Annotated in this window: 5 protein-coding genes; all 5 read left to right on the top strand. The window is 43.0% G+C overall.

What is annotated here, in order from left to right:
- Positions 1 to 141: 141 nt before the first annotated feature.
- The 5 genes from dtpB (at position 142) to AM629_RS07730 (ending at position 21229) form a co-directional block, all read left to right on the top strand.
- On the top strand, positions 142 to 1611 hold the full coding sequence (dtpB, locus tag AM629_RS07750; protein WP_054477724.1) for a dipeptide/tripeptide permease DtpB: 1470 nt from the start codon (positions 142 to 144) through the stop codon (positions 1609 to 1611).
- Between the two features lie 435 nt (positions 1612 to 2046).
- Complete coding sequence (locus AM629_RS07745; protein WP_054477722.1) at positions 2047 to 8595, top strand: Tc toxin subunit A-related protein; 6549 nt, start codon at positions 2047 to 2049, stop codon at positions 8593 to 8595.
- A gap of 606 nt (positions 8596 to 9201) precedes the next feature.
- On the top strand, positions 9202 to 16401 hold the full coding sequence (locus AM629_RS07740; protein ID WP_054477720.1) for a Tc toxin subunit A-related protein: 7200 nt from the start codon (positions 9202 to 9204) through the stop codon (positions 16399 to 16401).
- 57 nt (positions 16402 to 16458) lie between these two features.
- Complete coding sequence (locus AM629_RS07735) at positions 16459 to 20868, top strand: SpvB/TcaC N-terminal domain-containing protein (protein ID WP_054477718.1); 4410 nt, start codon at positions 16459 to 16461, stop codon at positions 20866 to 20868.
- A 52-nt stretch (positions 20869 to 20920) separates the two neighbouring features.
- Complete coding sequence (locus AM629_RS07730; RefSeq protein ID WP_054477716.1) at positions 20921 to 21229, top strand: phage holin family protein; 309 nt, start codon at positions 20921 to 20923, stop codon at positions 21227 to 21229.
- Positions 21230 to 21264 lie beyond the last annotated feature (35 nt).

The raw sequence follows: 21264 nt of genomic DNA, 5'->3' as shown, positions 1-21264 counted from the left end.
CATATAATAATCTACCTTGTTCGCAAACAATTGGACAAATCACATAAAAACATAATTTTATCAAAACATTATGTTACTGAATGTTACTGTGAGTTTTTGTGTGTATTCCAATAAATATTAGCTAATCAGAGGCAATTAACTATGAATAAACCCGCATCCATCGGTTTATTACAACAACCCAAACCATTCTTTATGATTTTCTTCGTCGAACTTTGGGAACGATTCGGCTACTACGGCGTACAGGGTATTCTTGCTGTTTATTTTGTACACAAATTAGGGTTTTCTCAAGAACAAGCATTTACCACCTTCGGAGCATTTGCTGCGCTGGTCTATGGCCTGATCGCTATTGGTGGCTATGTAGGTGACCACTTACTGGGGACCAAACGAACCATTGTGTTAGGCGCCATCGTTCTGACAATAGGTTACTTTATGACAGGTCTTTCGATCTTGAAACCTGAATTAATTTTCTACGCATTAGGAACGATTGCCGTTGGTAACGGCCTGTTCAAGGCCAACCCGGCTAGCCTGCTATCTAAATGCTATCCACCGAAAGATCCTCGTCTGGACGGAGCATTTACTTTGTTTTACATGTCAATCAACATCGGTTCCCTGTTCTCACTCGCGATTGCACCAGTCATTGCTGAAAAATTCGGTTATGCCATTACCTACAATATTTGTGGTATTGGCCTGATTATTGCTTTGTTGTTCTATATCCTCTTTCGCAATACGGTTCGCAATATTGGTTCTGAACCCGATCATCAACGAATCAACTATAAAAACCTGACTCTGGTACTGGCTGGAAGTGTTGTGATGATTTTCATTTGTGCATGGCTGATGCACAATGTGAACATAGCTAATATTGTTCTGATTGGGCTGTCTGTAATTATCGTGTTTATCTTCTTCCGTGAAGCATTCAAGCAGGATAAAGTTGGCCGAAACAAAATGTTTGTTGCTTTCATTCTGATGCTGCAAGCTATTGTATTCTTCATCCTATATGCTCAGATGCCAACTTCCCTGAACTTCTTCGCAATCAATAACGTTCACCATCAGTTACTTGGTTTTGATATCAACCCAGTCAGTTTCCAGGCCCTCAACCCATTCTGGATAGTGGTTGCTAGTCCGATACTAGCGGCTCTATACACTCACTGGGGTTCTAAAGGTAAAGACCTAACGATGCCAACTAAGTTTACAATTGGTATGTTCCTGTGTTCTTTAGGTTTCTTGACTGCTGCGGCTGCCGGTTTGTGGTTTGCTGATGAACAAGGTTTGACTTCACCCTGGTTTATCGTTCTGGTTTATCTGTTCCAAAGTCTGGGTGAATTAATGATCGGTGCGCTCGGTCTGGCAATGGTCGCTGCTCTGGTTCCTCAGTATTTGATGGGCTTTATTCTGGGGATGTGGTACTTAACTCAAGCAACCTCATTCTTACTCGGCGGCCATGTAGCAGCTTTTACTGCGGTACCGGAAGGTATTACTGATCCACTGGAAACGTTGCCAGTCTATACCAACGTATTTGGCAAAATTGGTATTGCGACCTTTATTGTCGCCATCATCATGGCAATCACGGTACCGAGGCTGAATCGTATGATGAATGGAAAACAAAAAGCATAATTTGTTTTAAATAAAACCTCGTCAAAGGAGGTTACACCGCTCGTTTAAACATTTTTATTCGAGCGGAATAGTTCACTTTTCCATTAATTCTTCTGCTTACAGAAAAATATTAATCATCTCATTTCGTAAAGCCTCGTTCAGAACAAAAGCAATTATTTCATTTTCTTATGATAAATAATAACAACTATTGTTCATGAAATTATAAATTTTGTTATTGCATAACAACGGCTGTTTAAATAAACAATAAGGTAATAACGTTATGAAATAATTAATGATTGAATGATTTCTTCTTATTTGTCAGTTAATTTCAATTTATTTCCAATCATTATCAGACGTTATATTTTCTGCCTTATTTTAATGAGTATAAATTATTGTACCCATGATACTCAGGGCAGCATAAGTGTTTTATTTATTTAATATTTAAAAGGAATAAACATGAATACACTCACGCCCGAACTCGAAAGAATATTAAAAGATAATGGCTTTAATTCCCCACTAGATATTGGCCACCTCTCTTTTGACGAATTTCTCCACAAAATGGACGGTAAGCTCTCTTGGTCAAAGACCCTCAGTTTATATCTTGATGTACAACAGGATAATCAATTGCATGAAGCGCATATTCTCAAACGTGCGAATCCTCAGTTGCAAAATGCCATTCAGCTGGCCCTCACAACACCTCATGCTGATCTGCAAGGTTATAACAGTAAATTCGGTGGTCGGGCCAATCAGTATGTAATCCCAGGAGCGGTATCTTCCATGTTTTCTCCTGCTGCTTATTTAACAGAACTTTATCGTCAAGCGCAGGATTTACATGTGCAAGGTTCTATTTATCATCTGGATACACGTCGCCCGGATCTAAAATCACTGACGCTCAGCCAGCAAAATATGGATGATGAAATTTCTACCCTTTCTCTGTCTAATAAGGTGTTGCTGGCAGGGATTAAAACTCTACCTAAGTTAGAAGACCAGACTAAAGTAATGCAAGAATTATCAACCTTCCGCCTTGCCGACTCAATGCCGTATCACGATGCTTATGAAAATATACGTCAAGTTATTCAGTTACAGGCACCAATATTAAATCCATTTAATACATCTCCAGAAACCCCAATTGCCAAGCTGATATATCAAACCTCCCTGCTTGAGATTAATGCTGCTGTCTCTCCTGACTTGTTTAATATTCTGACGACCAATGCTACAGAAGATAATGTTCAAGACCTTTATCAACGGATCTTTGGTGATATTGCCCCCTCCCTAATGTTCAAACCAGAACAGTTGAAAAGTTATTATCATCTGACGGATCAAGAAGCCGATCAATTTATTAAACAGGAAGAAATTGCACGAGTACATCAGTTGATGGAGAATGAAGACAGTGAGCAACCTGCTCAATATTATCTGCTAAGACTCAATAAGATTATTCGTTTGTCTCGAATAGCGAAACTCTCCCCAGCAATCCTTAAAAACATTATCTCTGGTAGTATCCATACATCTCAACCTACAGAACTTGGAGGTGAGGATATTGATGACCTCATAGAAGTTCCTGCCCTTCCCCCATACAATGAATTTCGTGACGAGCCGGATATCAATGTAGAGGCATTAAGGAAAGCCTTTCGAGTTAAATACTATATGCAGCGTTACGGTATTGATGCTGAAACCGCGCTAATACTGTGCAAAGTCTCTATTACAGAAAGGACTCATATAACAAATCCTTCTCACCTCAATTTGACCCAATCGCTGGCTGATATCCATCAGTTAACGACTAATGAGTTGAATTTACTGCTGGTTGCCATCGGTGAAGGGACAAACAACTTATCCGAGATCAGTGATAGCCATCTGGCTGTTCTGATTGACAAACTTTATACCGTTACCGAGTGGCTACGAACACGGAAATGGAGTGTGTATCAGCTGTTTGTCATGACTACCACCAACTATGACAAAACGATAACACCAGAAATCCAAAACTTACTTGATACTGCCTACAATGGCTTGCAAGGCTTTAATAATGATGAAAGTAAGCCAGACCAACTATTGGCAGCCCTATCTCCTTATGTCGCTGCTGCTCTGCAATTACCGTCTGAAAACGCCGCTCACTACGTGCTTACCTGGGCAGATCAACTAAAACCTGGCAACGGTACAATGACGGCAGAAAAATTCTGGGGGTGGTTGCAAGCTCAATATAATTCAGAACAACATAATTCAGAACAACCACCGCTCCCTGTCACACCAGAGCACGCGGCTCAGTATTGCCAGTGCCTGGCACAATTAGCACTGATTTATCACTCCACTGACCTCAGCGAGAATACCTTACGTCTGTTTGTGACAAAACCGCAATTCTTTGGCATGACAGCGTCAACGCATAATGCACTATCACTGATAATGCTGACACGTTTTGCTGACTGGGTTAACTCTCTGGATGACAAAGCTTCCACCGTGCTAACAGCCTTCGAAGGTAAAACATTAACGGCGGAACAACTGGCTAACGCCATGAATCTTGATGAAAACCTGCTGTTGCAAGCCAGTCATCAAGCGCAAAATAATTTCTCCAACTGGGCATCTATTGACACCCTCCAGCAATGGGTTAGCGTTGCGCGTCAGTTAAATATTTCCCCCCAAGAAGTTTCTACGCTAGCACAACTACTAACCGCAGAATCTCACCCTACCTATGCTCAATGGGAAAACGTAGCTGCGATATTAACCGCTGGGCTGAATACTCAAAAGACCCATGCTTTACACGCTTTTCTGGATGAGTCTCGTAGTATTGCTTTGAGTGAGTACTATATCCGTAAAGCCGTCAACACAAGTGCAAAAATTAAAAACCGTGATGACCTATATCAGTATTTATTAATTGATAATCAGGTTTCCGCTGCCATCAAAACGACGCCGATCGCAGAAGCTATCGCCAGTATCCAGCTATACATCAACCGGGCATTGAAAAATATGGAAGCAGATACCATCACAAATGTCACCTGCCGTCCATTCTTTACCAACTGGGATAAATACAATAAACGCTATAGCACCTGGGCCAGCGTTGCTAAGCTTATTTACTATCCTGAAAATTACATCGATCCGACGATACGCATCGGGCAAACAAAAATGATGGATGCTCTACTGCAATCCGTCAGTCAAAGCCAATTAAATACCGATACCGCCGAAGATGCTTTTATGTCTTATCTGACGTCGTTTGAACAGGTCGCTAATTTAGAAGTCATCAGTGCTTATCACGACAATATTAATAGTCATCAAGGACTCACCTATTTTATCGGACACAGTAAAACAGAAATTAATCAATATTACTGGCGTAGCGTGGATCACAACAAATTCAACAATGGAAAATTCGCCCCTAACGCCTGGAGTGAGTGGCACAAAATTGACTGTCCGATGAACCCTTATAACAGCACTATCCGTCCAGTCATATACCAATCCCGCCTGTATTTGATCTGGCTGGAGCAAAAGAAGATTGCCAAGCAAGCAGACGATAAACATCAAACTGTCGAAGACTATTATTACGAACTAAAACTGGCACATATTCGTTATGACGCCACCTGGAGTACGCCAATAACCTTTGATGTGAATGACAAAATATCTGCTGTTTTTAGAACATTAACACCGTTAGAACAAGTGAACACATCGGTATTATTGGAGCAATTGATCAAGTATCAAAAACAGTTAGAGGAGAGACTGAAGCAGCAGCAGGAATATGAAGAGCAGCTAAAACCATTCCTACCATTGCAACCGATAAGTCCACCAGAACTTGTGGAACCACTGGAGTCATCAGATCTATTAGAGGCGCTACTAAAACAACGGAAGGAACAACTGAGGCTATGGGAGAAAAATCTGACAGAACAAGGGCAATCAACGACGGAAATAAGCATACTGGGAAAACAAAAAGAGCTAAATCAACAAGAGATACAAAAGCAACAGTATCTACTGGAGCAAAAACCAGGGTTCTATTGTGCAAGTTATCAAGACAATAAACTGCTGGTAATGTTCTATCAAAAACAAGAGGCAGTGAATAAATACACAATAGATGAACCAATAACAGGACTGAATATCACCTTAAATATGTCATCTGAAGATATCAATCTCGGAGATTACATAACTAACATTGGTAAACAGTTTGATACCGGTGCTGGGGTCAATAGTGTCATAAAGGTGAATAACCGGTATGAAGTCTCACCATCAACAGAGACTAATAACGATAATATCTTAACGCTTTACCATGATACCAACAGGGCACAATATATACAGTGGGGAATTTATCGTACCCGCCTTAATACCCTATTCGCCCGTCAATTGGTTAGCCGAGCCACCGCTGGAATCGACACTATTTTAAGTCTAGATACTCAGAATATTCAGGAGCCGCAGTTAGGTCAGGGTTTCTATGCTACGTTTGTGATCCCCCCCTATAATCCATCGACTCATGGTGAGCGCTGGTTTAAGCTTCATGTCAGATATCCTGCTGGTGATAGTCCATATACTATCTACTCAGGTCAGTTAGAAGATACCAGTGTCAGTGTCAGTGTCACACTATTTATCCCGCTGATCACCGATCCTAATGCTCTTCCGAATCCTGATTATCACGCCAGAGTTAATATGACTTTCAAGAAAGTCCGGGAAGATTCATATAATTACCGACCAGGTTCTCTCTTTATTAAAAACCATCAAGAGCAAGTATTCGTAAAACTTGATTCTAATCTAGAACATTTCCAAAGCGTCAATGTTCTGAGTGATATTAACAGCGAACCCATGGATTTCAGCGGTGCTAACAGTCTCTATTTTTGGGAGTTGTTCTACTATACCCCGATGTTAATTGCTCAGCGTTTGCTACACGAACAAAACTTTGATGAGGCTAATCGTTGGCTAAAATATGTCTGGAACCCATCCGGTTATATTAAACATGGTCAAATTCAACACTATCGCTGGAATGTTCGTCCGTTACTGGAAGACACTAGCTGGAACGATGATCCTTTAGAAGCCGTCGATCCTGATGCTATAGCGCAACATGATCCCATGCATTACAAAGTTGCTACTTTTATGCGCACCCTGGATCTGTTGATGACACGTGGAGATTACGCCTATCGCCAGTTGGAACGGGACACTCTCAACGAAGCTAAGATGTGGTATATGCAGGCATTGCATCTGTTAGGTGATAAACCTCATCTATCGCTCAGTTCAGAGTGGAGTAAACCAAGTCTGGGTGATACGGCTAAAACCGAAAAACAAAAAGAGCACTCCAGCGCAATAGTCGCCTTGCGGCAAGGTAATGTTGAGTTGCACAACAGACCAACAGATCTTTTCCTACCACAAGTCAATGAAGTGATGCTGAACTACTGGCAAACACTAGAACAACGACTGTACAATCTGCGCCATAACCTCTCCATTGACGGTCAGCCATTGCATCTGGCGATATATGCTACACCTACAGATCCTAAAACATTACTCAGCGCTACTATCGCCAACTCACAAGATAGCGGCAATCTGCCATCTGAATTTATACCACTGTGGCACTTCACTCAGATGCTGGAAAACGCCCGCAGCATGGTGAGTCAGCTAACACAATTCGGCTCCACACTACAAAATATTATCGAACGTCAGGATGCAGAAGCATTAAATAGCCTTCTACAAAATCAGGCAAAAGAGCTGATATTAACGACTCTGAGCATACAGGACAAAACTATTGAAGAACTGGATGCTGAAAAAACCGTGCTGGAAAAAACTAAAGACGCAGCGCAATCACGCTTTGATAGCTACAAAAAGTTACATGATGAAAATATCAATGCCGGTGAAAACCGAGTGATAGCGTTGCATGCCTCCGCTGCCGATCTCAATACGGCCCTGCAAACATCACGTTTGGCAGGGGCCGCTCTGGATCTCGCACCTAATATTTTCGGTTTCGCTGATGGTGGCAGCCACTGGGGGGCAATTGCCGAAGCTACAGGTCATATCATGGCGCTTTCCGCCAATGTTATGAACATAGAAGCGGATAAAATTAGCCAGTCAGAAGCCTATCGCCGCCGCCATCAAGAATGGGAAATCCAGCGAAATAATGCCGAAGCAGAGATAAAGCAAATCAATTCCCAACTCAGTTCATTAGCGATACGCCGTGAAGCTGCGTTATTGCAGAAAACCAGCCTGAAAACACAACAGGAACAAATCCAGGCACAACTGACCTTCCTACAACGCAAATTCAGCAATCAAACGCTGTATAACTGGCTACGTGGCCGATTAACTGCTATTTACTTCCAATTCTATGATTTGGTAATAGCCCGTTGTTTGATGGCAGAAATGGCCTATCGTTGGGAGACTAATGATACTTCTACCCGCTTTATTAAGCCCGGGGACTGGCAGGGAACACATGCTGGTTTGCTCGCAGGTGAAACCTTGATGCTGAATCTGGCACAAATGGAAGATGCACATCTGAAATGGGATCAACGCGCTCTGGAAGTGGAACGTACTATCTCATTGACGCAAGTGTATGCCGCCTTGCTGGAACAACCGTTTAATCTGGCAACGCGTATTTCCACCCTGCTGACAGGTAAAGCCGAATCGCCTGACGATGACAGTCATCCTGTCACGCTGAAAAACAACCAACTACGCACCACAATCTCTCTGGCAGGTCTATCACTACATAATGACTACCCAGAGGACAGTGGTGCAAGCAACATCCGCCGTATTAAACAGCTCAGTGTTACCTTGCCAGCCCTGTTAGGACCATACCAAGATGTACAGGCAATTCTGTCCTACAATGGAGATACCTCTAGGTTAGCTAAAGGTTGTGAGGCGCTGGCCGTTTCCCATGGAATGAATGACAACGGTCAGTTCCAATTGGATTTCAACAATGGCAAATTTCTGCCGTTTGAAGGAATTGCGATTAATGATACCGGTACATTGACGCTGAGTTTTCCGAATGCAACGGGTAAACAAAAAACCATGTTGCAGACACTGAGCGATATCATCTTGCATATTCGCTACACCATTCGCCAATAACTCGCTCAACTCAATGCTAAAACAGGCTCCTAATGGGGCCTGTATCTTTTTGCTCAATCAATATTACAAAATATATTCCATCACTCACAAATGAAATTCCATGATTCCTTTCTGACCGTCTTACACTTCCTTCGGCTCATTACAAAATATTAATCATCTTCTTTTTCATAGTAGACCATATGTAACAAATGCAATTATTTCATTTCGTTATTGTTGATAATTATATTACCTTTGGTGTGATTATAAATTTTGTTATTGCATCATAACGACCATTTAAATAAATAATAGATAATAACTTCATGGAATAGTTTATAGCTGAATGGTTCTCTTTATTTTTCCACTATTTTCAATCTATTCAGCCTGCTATCAAACGTTATATTTTCCGCCTGCTTTTGATAGATATATACCCAATAGATTTCAAGATGGATCGCGACGGCAAGGGCGCGAATCCCCGGGAGCATAGATAACTATGTCATAGATAACGATGTGACCGGGGTGAGTGAGTGCAGTCAACAAAGAGGCAACTTGAAAGATAACAGGTATAAACCCACGATAAGCAAGGCCGCATAAGTATCTTATTTTACTTAATATTTAAAAGGAATAAATATGAATACACTCAATCCTGCATACCAACAAGCATTAGGAAAAAGCTTTACTTCTCTGACCGATATCTGCCATCTCTCTTTTGATGAACTCCGCCAGAAAGTACGAGGCGAGCTTTCATGGTCACAAACCGTCAGCTTATATCTTGATGCAAAACAGGTGCAAAAAGATAATCTACTGCATGAAGCTCGTATTCTGAAACGCGCTAATCCTCAGTTACAAAATGCAATACAACTTACCTTGACCAAACCCCATGCTGACCAACAAGGTTATAACAGTAAATTTGGCAACCGCGCCAGTCAATATGCAGCACCAGACTCAATTTCTTCCATGTTCTCGCCTGCCGCTTACCTGACCGAACTTTACCGTCAAGCACGCGATTTACATACGAGCGATTCTATTTATCATCTGGATACACGCCGCCCGGATCTACAGTTACTAACGCTCAGCCAGAAAAATATGGATACTGAAATATCCACACTTTCTCTGTCTAATAACGTGTTGCTCGAAAGTATTATTAGCAATCAGAGTGGACGTAGTCACTATGCTGAAATAATGGAAAAATTATCAACCTTCCCTTTTGCTGGATCACTGCCATATCACGATGCTTATGAAAGCGTGCGTAAAATTATTCAGTTACAGGCTCCAGTATTTGAACAATCCAGTACACCACCGAAAACAACCGTCGCCAAACTCATGTATCAAATTTCTCTGTTGGAGATTAATTCATCTGTTTCACCTGAATTGTTTAATATTCTGACAGAAGAAATTACCGAAGCCAATGCAAAGAGTCTTTATAATAAAAATTTTGGTAATATTAATCCTTCCCTGATAGAAAACCCAGAATATCTGAGGAATTATTATAATCTGACTGATGAAGAATTTAGTCATTTAACTAAATTGAATGTTACATTAACTACAAAAAAAATAAAAAGTACAACACCTTCCAACGCAAAATATGATTATCTTCTTCTGTTGAAACGGAATAAATTTATTCGTCTGTCCAAAGCTACAAATCTGCCACTACCCGTATTGGTAGAAATTATCTCCAATACCAACCCAGGACTCAACATCAATGCAGAAGTACTAAAGAAAGTCTTTCGTGTAAAATACTATATGCATCGTTACGGTATTGATACTGAAACAGCACTAATACTGTGTAAAGCCCCCATTTCACAACGTGATGATAATAACAGCCCCAGCCAATTTGATCGTTTGTTTAATACTCCCAAACTGAATGGGCAAGATTTTTCTGCCGAGAATAAAGAGATTGATTTAAATCCAAACAATACCAACGACTGGAAAAAAACTGCGCTTAAACGTGCTTTTAATGTCGATGATGTCTCACTTTATCGCCTACTAAAGATCGTCAATGGTGGTAGCACAACTAGAAAAATTATCCATAATATAGAGAATCTTTCTCATCTCTATCTCACCAAATTACTGGCAGATATCCATCAGTTGACTATTAATGAATTAGGTTTATTGCTCATTGCTACGGGTGAAGGGAAAACCAACTTACTCAAAATCACAGATAATGAGCTGGTCTTATTAATTAACAAACTCTATGACATTACCGAATGGCTGCGTACACAGAAGCTAAGTGTATATCAGTTGTTCATCATGACCACTAATAACTATGATAAAACCCTGATCCCAGAAATATACAACTTGCTGGATACTGTATATAACGGCTTAAAAGATTTTGATAAGAAAGCGGAGAAAACCAAAAAAAATCTGCTGGAAGCTATTTCGCCTTATATCACCGCCGCTTTGCAATTACCGTCTGAACATACGGCATATGCCATCCTCACCTGGGCGGATAAATTAGAACCCGGCAAAGGAAAAATGACAGCTGAGAAATTATGGAGCTGGTTACGGGTAAACCCCGTTACAACTCAACCAGAATTCCAGCAACAAGCTGAACCCGTTATTCAATATTGCCAGTGCCTGGCCCAACTGGCGCTGATCTACCGTTCCACGGGTCTCAACGAAAACGCTTTCCATCTGTTTGTAACAAAACCGCAAATCTTTGGCACTACAGCCGAAACGGAATCAACACCTAACGCATTATCATTGATAATGATGACACACTTTGCTGACTGGATTAATTCACTGGGCAAAAAAGCTTCTTTCGTCCTGACCGAACTTGAAAAAGGAACATTAACGGCAAAACAGCTGGCTAGCGCCATGAACCTTGATAAAAATCTGCTATTACAAGCCAGTACCCTAGAACAAAAACATAATCCATTAATTTCATTAACTACCAATGAAATACAGCCAAGCAATCCCTTCATCAGTTGGGCATCTATCGACGCCATTCTGCAATGGGTTGATATAGCGCGTCAATTACATGTCTCTCCAGAGAATGCTTCAGAACTGGCGGAATTACTCACCAATGACCTTTCCGCTGCTTATAACAAATGGGAAAACATAGCTACAGCATTAACTGCTGGTTTAGATACCCCAAAGGCCAATACCCTGCATGCATTTCTGGATGAATCCCGCAGTACGGCATTAAGCGAGTACTATATCCGCAACATCACTAATAAAGGCCCCGCGATTAAAAACCGTGATGACCTGTATCAGTATTTATTGATTGATAATCAAGTTTCCGCCGCTATTAAAACCACGCGAATTGCTGAAGCAATTGCTAGCATCCAACTGTATATTAACCAGGCACTGAAAAACATAGAGGAAAATACAGTCCAGAATGTAACCAGCCGTCAATTCTTTGCCGATTGGGATAAATATAATAAACGCTACAGCACCTGGGCCAGCGTATCGAAACTCGCTTATTACCCTGAAAATTACATTGATCCGACCATGCGTATCGGACAAACAAAAATGATGGATACACTGCTGCAATCCGTCAGCCAGAGTCAATTAAATACCGATACTGTAGAAGATGCCTTTAATTCTTATTTAACGTCATTCGAACAAGTAGCTAATCTGGAAATCGTCAGCGCCTATCACGACAATATTAATAGTGATCAGGGATTAACCTATTTTATCGGACACAGTAAAACAGAAGTTAATCAATATTACTGGCGCAGCGTGGATCACAATAAATTCAGCAATGGCAAATTCGCCGCTAACGCCTGGAGTGAGTGGTACAAAATTGACTGTCCGATTCATCCCTATCAGGACACTATCCGCCCGGTAGTTTACCAATCCCGTCTGTATATAACCTGGCTGGAACAGAAGAAGATTGCTAAACAGGAAAAAAATGGTCAAAAAACTATCCAAGAGTATTATTATGAATTAAAACTAGCACATATCCGCTATGACGGAACCTGGAATACACCAATCACCTTTGATGTAAATAGCAAAATATCTGATTTAAAATTGGCCAATAAAGCACTCGGATTCTATTGTGCAGGTTATCAGGGTGAAGATACCTTGTTGGTTATGTTTTACGGCAAAGAAAATAAATTAGATAATTATAAAAACGCCTCAATGCAAGGACTGTATATTTTCTCCAATATGTCCTCCAAATCCATGCCAATTACACAAATTACATCTTATCGGGATAATAGCTATAAACACTTCGATACAAACAGTATCATAAGAGTGAATAACCGCTATGCAGAAAAATATGAAATCCCCTCATCAATAAACAATAATAAGGGCTACAATTGGGAAGAACATTACCTCGGTATGGTGTATGGCGGGAATATTTCAGCTATCAGCCTAGAATCTCAATCAGATAATTTAAAAATCAAAATTTCACCTAAATTAAGAGTTATTCATAATGGATATGAAGGCCAAAAACGTAATCAATGTAACTTGATGAAGAAATACGGTAAATTGGGCGACAAATTTATTATCTATAACAATTTAGGCGTCAACCCAGATCACTCAACAAAGAAACAACTGTTTTACCCCATTTATCAGTATAGTGGAAATGCCAGTAAGCTTGATAAAGGAAGACTATTATTCCATCGGGATACCAATTATTCATCTAAAGTCGAAGCATGGATACCTGATGCGCGTCGAACATTGAGCAAAGACAATGCTACCATTGGTGATGATTATGTTACCGATCCCCAGAATCAGCCCAATGATCTTAATAAATACCTCTTTATGATTGACAACATGGGAATTGCTACTGATGTTTCAGGACCAATAAATATCAATACGGCAATTTCTTCGACAAAAGTTCAAGTAACAGTGAATGCTGGCAGTAAAATACAAACTTTTACAGCAGACAAACAGGTTTCCACTCAGCCATCACCCAACTTCGAAGAGATGATTTATCAATTTAATTCCCTGGAAATAGAGGGTTCAGGTCTGAATTTCATTAATAATTCAGCCAGTATTGATATCACCTTTACCGCATTTGCTGAGCCATTTGCCGAAGGAGAAAATGATCGTAAACTGGGAGAGGAACATTTCAGTATTACTGTCACTCGTAAGGTAAGTACCGATAATGATGTCCTGACCCTTAACCATGATGCAAATGGGGCGCAATATATACAGTGGGGAATCTATCGTACTCGACTTAACACGCTGTTTGCCCGCAAATTAATTAGCCGTGCCACCGCTGGAATCGATACTATCTTAAGTATGGATACTCAGAATATTCAGGAGTCGCAATTAGGTAAGGGTTTCTATGCTACGTTTGTCATACCCCCTTATAGCCCATCGATTCATGGTAATGAACGTTGGTTTAAGCTTTATCTCAAACATGTTGTAGATAATAACTCACATATTATCTATTCAGGTCAGCTAGGCGATACCCGCGCAAACATAACTTTATTTATCCCTCTTGATGATGCGCCACTAAATCGAGATTTTCACGCCAAGGTTTATATGACCTTTCAGAAATCATTGTCAGATAGTTCCTGGGGCGGCCCTCATTTTGTCAGAGATGCTAATGGGGTAGTCACAATAAGTCCTAGCTCTATTTTGACCCATTTCGAAAGCGTTAATGTTCTGAAAGATGTTAAGAACGAACCGATGGATTTCAGCGGCGCTAACAGTCTCTATTTCTGGGAACTGTTCTATTATACCCCGATGCTGATTGCTCAACGTTTGCTACATGAACAAAACTTTGATGAAGCTAACCGTTGGCTGAAATATGTCTGGAATTCGTCTGGTTATATTGTTAATGGTCAAATTCAAAATTACCGCTGGAATGTCCGCCCATTACAGGAAGATACCAGTTGGAACGATGACCCATTAGACTCGGTTGATCCTGACGCCGTAGCTCAACATGATCCGATGCATTACAAAGTTGCTACGTTTATGCGGACCCTTGATTTGTTAATAGCACATGGAGATTATGCTTATCGCCAGCTGGAACGGGACACGCTCAACGAAGCAAAAATGTGGTATATGCAGGCACTACACCTATTGGGTGATAAGCCTCATCTTTCACTCAATTCAGTGTGGAGCGAACCCGATCTGAAAGATACCGCAGATATTGAGAGACAAAAAGCCCATTCCCGCTCAATGGTAGCCTTACGACAGGGCCAATCTACAACCGACACACAAACAGATCTTTTCCTGCCGCAGGTCAATGAAGTCATGCTGAGCTACTGGCAGACACTGGAACAACGGTTATACAACCTGCGCCATAACCTTTCTATCGACGGTCAGCCATTACATCTACCTATTTACGCTACACCGGCAGATCCAAAAGCGCTGCTCAGCGCCACTGTCGCCAGCTCACAGGCCGGCGGGGTTCTCCCGCAACCATTTATATCATTATGGCGTTTCCCACGCATGCTGGAAAACGCGCGCAGCATGGTAAGTCAACTCACGCAGTTTGGTTCCACGTTACAAAATATTATCGAACGTCAAGATGCAGAAGCACTAAATACGCTGTTGCAGAATCAGGCGGCAGAACTGATATTGACCAATTTGAGCATACAAGACAAAACCATCGAAGAGCTAGATGCTGAAAAAACTGTGCTGGAAAAAAACCGCGCTGGAGCACAATCACGTTTTGACAGTTACAGCAAACTGTTCGATGAAAATATCAATGCCGGTGAAAAACAGGCAATGACGTTGCGTGCCTCCATAGCTGGCCTTTCTACTGCTCTTCAAGCATCACATCTGGCAGGCGCAGCACTTGATCTGGCACCCAACATTTTCGGCTTAGCTGATGGCGGCAGCCATTGGGGGGCAATTGCTCAAGCTACAGGTAATGTCATGGAGTTCTCAGCCAGTGTCATGAACACAGAAGCAGATAAAATCAGCCAATCTGAAGCCTATCGTCGTCGCCGTCAGGAATGGGAAATCCAGCGTAATAATGCAGAAACCGAGCTGAAACAAATTGATGCTCAGCTCAATTCATTGACTATACGCCGTGAAGCCACTGTGTTGCAGAAAACCAGCCTGCAAACCCAACAGGAACAAACTCAAGCACAATTGGTCTTCCTGCAACGTAAGTTCAGCAATCAGGCGCTGTACAACTGGCTACGTGGTCGCCTAGCCGCCATTTATTTCCAATTCTACGATCTGGCGGTAACCCGTTGTTTGATGGCAGAAATGGCCTATTGCTGGGAAACTAATAATGCTTCTGTACGCTTCATTAAACCTGGAGCCTGGCAAGGAACCCATGCCGGCCTGCTCGCAGGTGAAGCCTTGATGCTGAATCTGGCACAAATGGAAGATGCGCACCTAAAACAGGAACAACGTGTACTGGAGATAGAACGCACCGTCTCACTGGCAGAACTCTATAAAAATAAAGGTCGATTTTCCCTGTCAGAGAAAATTGCAGAACTAGTCAGACGTGGATCAGGCAATGCCGGTAACGGGAATAATACCCTGAAGTTTGGTACAGGGAACGCCCGAAATTCTCTGCAAGCATCCATTTCATTAGCTGACTTGCAAATCCGTGATGATTATCCAACAGATAGCGGAGTAGGCAACATTCGCCGTATTAAACAGCTCAGTGTTACCCTACCAGCGCTATTAGGACCATATCAAGATGTACAAGCCATTCTGTCTTACGGCGGAAATGTCACCGGATTAGCTGAAAGTTGCAAATCACTGGCGGTTTCTCATGGGATGAATGACAGTGGTCAGTTCCAGCTGGATTTCAATGATGGCAAGTTCCTGCCGTTTGAAGGAATCCCAATCGATAATGGTACGTTGACATTGAGCTTCCCAAATGCAACTGGAAAACAAAAAGTCATGCTGGAGAGTCTAAACGACATCATTCTGCATATTCGCTACACCATTCGCCAATAACCATCTCAACTAAGTATTAAAACAGGCCCCTAAGCGGGGCCTGCAAGGAGTCTTTATATGCAAAATTCACAAGATTTCAATATTACAGAGCTGTCATTGCCCAAAGGGGGGGGCGCTATCACAGGTATGGGTGAAGCATTAACACCCGCCGGACCGGATGGTATGACTGCACTTTCTCTGCCATTGCCCATTTCTGCCGGGCGCGGTTATGCCCCCTCATTAACCCTGAACTATAATAGCGGTGCCGGTAATAGCCCGTTTGGACTAGGCTGGGATTGCAACGTTATGGCTATTCGCCGCCGCACACATTTTGGTGTTCCCCATTATAATGAAACCGATACCTTCCTCGGACCGGAAGGCGAAGTTCTGGTTATGGTGGATCACCCCCGTGATGAATCCACATTACAAGACATCAATTTGGGTACCACTTTCACCGTTACCGGCTACCGTTACCGCTTGGAAAGTCATTTCAGCCGGTTAGAGTACTGGCAGCCGAAAACAACAAACGCAACAGATTTTTGGCTGATATACAGCCCAAATGGACAGGTACACTTGCTAGGCAAAAATCCTCAAGCACGTATTAGTACCCCATCAGACACTACGCAAACAGCCCAGTGGCTACTAGAAGCATCAGTGTCACCGCATGGTGAGCAAATCTATTATCAGTACCGCACCGAAAATGAAGCAGGTTGTGAAACTGATGAGATTACAGCACATCCACAAGCTACAGCCCAACGCTATCTCCACACCGTACATTACGGTAACCTGACAGCCAGCGAAACGCTACCAAGTCTGGATGGTCATATCCCGTCTCAAGCAAGCTGGCTGTTCTGTCTCGTATTTGATTACGGCGAACGCAATAATGACCTACAAACATCACCAGCATTTACAACAACGGATAATTGGCTTTGCCGACAAGACCGTTTTTCCCGTTATGAATACGGTTTCGAATTGCGTACTCGTCGTTTATGCCGCCAGATACTGATGTATCACCGTCTGCAAACACTGGCCGGACAGGCAAAAAAACCCGATGAACTGACACCAGTTTCACGCTTGATACTGGATTATGACGAAAACGCAATAGCCAGCACACTGGTATCGGTTCGCAAGGTGGGACATGAACAAGATGGCACCGCCGTCACCCTTCCACCACTGGAATTTGCATATCAGGATTTTTCGCCACAGCATCATGCTCACTGGCAGCCGATGGATGTATTGGAAAATTTCAATGCAATTCAGCGCTGGCAATTGGTTGATCTAAAAGGTGAAGGGCTACCCGGTCTTCTGTATCAAGACAAAGAAGCTTGGTGGTACCGTGCTGCACAGCGCCAAACCGGAAGCAACCAAGACGCGGTCACCTGGGAAAAAATGCAACCCTTATCAATTATTCCCTCTCTGCAAAATAATGCATCGTTGGTAGACATCAACGGTGATGGTCAACTTGACTGGGTAATCACCGGACCGGGATTACGGGGATACCATAGCCAACGCCCGGATGGCAGTTGGACACGTTTTACTCCGCTCAACGCTCTGCCTGTAGAATATTTTCATCCCCGCGCCCAACTTGCCGATTTAATGGGAGCCGGACTCTCTGATTTGGTTCTGATCGGTCCCAAAAGCGTGCGTTTGTATGCCAATACCCGCGGCGGCTTTACCAAAGGACAGGATATAGTGCAATCCGGTAATGTAACCTTGCCAGTACCGGGCGCTGATGCCCGTAAATTAGTGGCTTTTAGTGATGTACTGGGTTCCGGTCAAGCACATCTGGTTGAAGTCAGCGCAACTAAAGTTACCTGTTGGCCGAATCTGGGACACGGGCGCTTTGGTCAGCCAATTACCCTACCGGGATTTAACCAACCAGAAACTGAATTTAACCCTGCTCAGGTTTATCTGGCTGACCTAGATGGCAGCGGTCCAACTGACCTGATTTATGTTCACACAAATCGTCTGGATATTTTCTTAAATAAAAGTGGCAACAGTTTCGCCGCCCCTGTGACATTAACCTTCCCAGACGGTCTACGTTTTGATAATACCTGTCAGTTACAAGTAGCCGATATTCAAGGCCAGGGAGTCGCCAGCCTGATACTGAGCGTACCGTATATGGCTCCTCATCACTGGCGTTGTGACCTGACTCTGCATAAACCCTGGCTACTCAGTGAAATGAACAACAATATGGGTGCCAATCACACTCTGCGTTACCGCAGCTCCGCTCAATTTTGGCTGGATGAAAAAGCCAAGGCACTGGCTTCTGGACAAACACCGGTTTGCTATCTGCCCTTCCCGGTACACACTCTCTGGCAGACGGAAACAGAAGACGAAATCAGCGGCAACAAATTAGTGACAACCATGCGTTATGTTCATGGCGCCTGGGACGGACGTGAACGGGAATTTCGCGGATTTGGTTATGTTGAACAAACGGATAGCCATCAACTGGCTCAAGGCAGTGCACCTGAGCGTACACCACCAGCGCTAACTAAAAACTGGTATGCTACCGGTCTACCTGAAATAGATAACGCATTATCAACCGAATATTGGCGAGGCGATATCCAGGCGTTTAATGGTTTTACACCTCGCTTTACCGCCTGGATAAATAACAAAGATGTTCTCCTGACACCAGAAGATGACAACGCTCGATACTGGTTATATCGGGCGCTGAAAGGTCAACCGCTACGCAGTGAACTGTATGGGTTGGATGGCAGTGCAGTAGAACAAATTCCCTATACGGTCACCGAATTCCGTCCACAGGTCCGCCGATTACAGAATACAGATAGTCAATATCCTGTACTTTGGTCATCCATGGCAGAAAGCCGCAGTTATCACTATGAACGTATTGCCAGCGATCCGCAGTGCAGCCAAGATATCACGCTGTCCAGTGATCTATTCGGCCAGCCTCTGAAACGGATTTCAGTCCAATATCCTCGTCGCAATCAGCCCGCAACCAGTCCGTATCCCGATATATTGCCCGATACCCTGTTTGCCAACAGTTATGATGACCAGCAACATCAATTACGGCTAACCTATCAACAATTCAGTTGGCACCATCTAACCAGCAATACTGTTAGGATGCTGGGATTATCGGATGGTACTCGCAGTGATATCTTTACTTATGACGCTGAACATCTCCCTGTCGATGGTTTAAATCTGGAAATTCTGCGTGCTGAAAACAGCCTGATTGCGGATGACAAGCCACGTGAATACCTTGGTCAGCAAAAAACATTTTATACCGATGGGCAAAATGCAACACCACTGCCAATACCAACACGGCAAGCGCTAATTGCTTTCACAGAGACGACTGTCTTCAATCAATCCACATTGTCAGCATTTGATGGGAGTATCACATCCGACCAATTGCCAACAACGCTGAAACAAGCCGGCTATCAACAAGCAGATTATCTGTTCCCTCGTACCGGAGAAGGTAAAATCTGGACAGCCCGTCATGGTTATACCGATTACGGCACAGCCACGCAGTTCTGGCGTCCACTAAAACAGCGCCAGACACAGCTCACGGGAAAAATCACATTAACCTGGGATGCAAATTATTGTGTCGTGATACAAACACGCAATGCGGCTGGCCTGACAGCATCAGCAAAATATGACTGGCGTTTTCTGACTCCCGTACAACTCACTGATGCAAATGACAACGTACACTTTATTACGCTGGATGCACTGGGCCGTCCGATAACACAGCGCTTTTGGGGAACAGAAAATGGTGTGATGACGGGTTATACTTCACCGGAAAAAACCGCGTTCCTTCCACCAACCAACGTAAACGCAGCTATTGATCTGACTGGAACGCTCCCCGTGGCACAGTGTCAGGTTTATGCACCGGAAAGCTGGATGCCAGTGCTAAGTCAAAGAACCCTAAATACGCTGTCAGAACAAGAACAACAAATGTTGCAAAATTCCCGAATCATCACTAAAGAGGGGCGTATCTGCATACTCGCTTATCGCCGCTGGCTACAAAACCGAAGTGTATCCACTCAACCAGTCAACCTGTTAAGTAATACCCGTTTACCGCCTCACAGTCTCACACTAACTACAGATCGTTATGACAACGATACGGCTCAACAAATTCGCCAACACGTCACATTCAGTGATGGCTTTGGCCGCTTGCTGCAAGCAGCGGTCCGACATGAGGCAGGAAAAGCCTGGCAACGCAACAACGAGGGTTCACTGGTCACGAAAATTGAGGATACCGATAATCGCTGGGCGGTAACCGGGCGTACTGAATATGACAATAAAGGACAACCCATACGGACCTATCAGCCTTATTTTCTCAATGATTGGCGTTATGTTAGCGATAGCAGCACCGGAAAAGAAGCTTATGCCGATACCCATATATATGACCCCGTTGGTCGAGAGGTGAAGGTTATCACCGCAAAAGGCTGGTTTCGCCGAACCTTGTTCACTCCCTGGTTTACCGTCAATGAGGATGAAAATGACACAGCAGCTGAGGTGAAAATGTAACTTGATAAATCCCGCCCGGCTAACGGGCGGGAAACAAATATAGAGGTGAAAGGTGTCGTTCATAATACCGTCAGATACTCAACTTATTATCTGGTTGATCGTTGGTTTTGTTGCGGCCTGGGGTGGATTAGTCAGATACCTTATTGATATGCAAAATAAACAATATAAATGGAGTTGGATTAACGTACTTTGTCAACTCATCATCTCCTGCTTTACGGGTGTACTGGGAGGATTGATGAGTTTTGAAAGTGGCGGCAGCATCTATATGACTTTTGCAATTGCCGGACTATTCGGCACAACAGGAAGTACCGGGCTGAATTGGCTCTGGCGCCGACTCTCTATTCACCACGGAGGAAAGTAATAGCAGGTTTTTATTGTGACAAGAATCTGACCGCT

Source organism: Photorhabdus heterorhabditis (genome assembly GCF_001280945.1).
Classification (GTDB): domain Bacteria; phylum Pseudomonadota; class Gammaproteobacteria; order Enterobacterales; family Enterobacteriaceae; genus Photorhabdus; species Photorhabdus heterorhabditis.
Note: the sequence above shows the minus strand (reverse complement) of the source record. Positions and strands in the feature narration are given on the sequence as shown.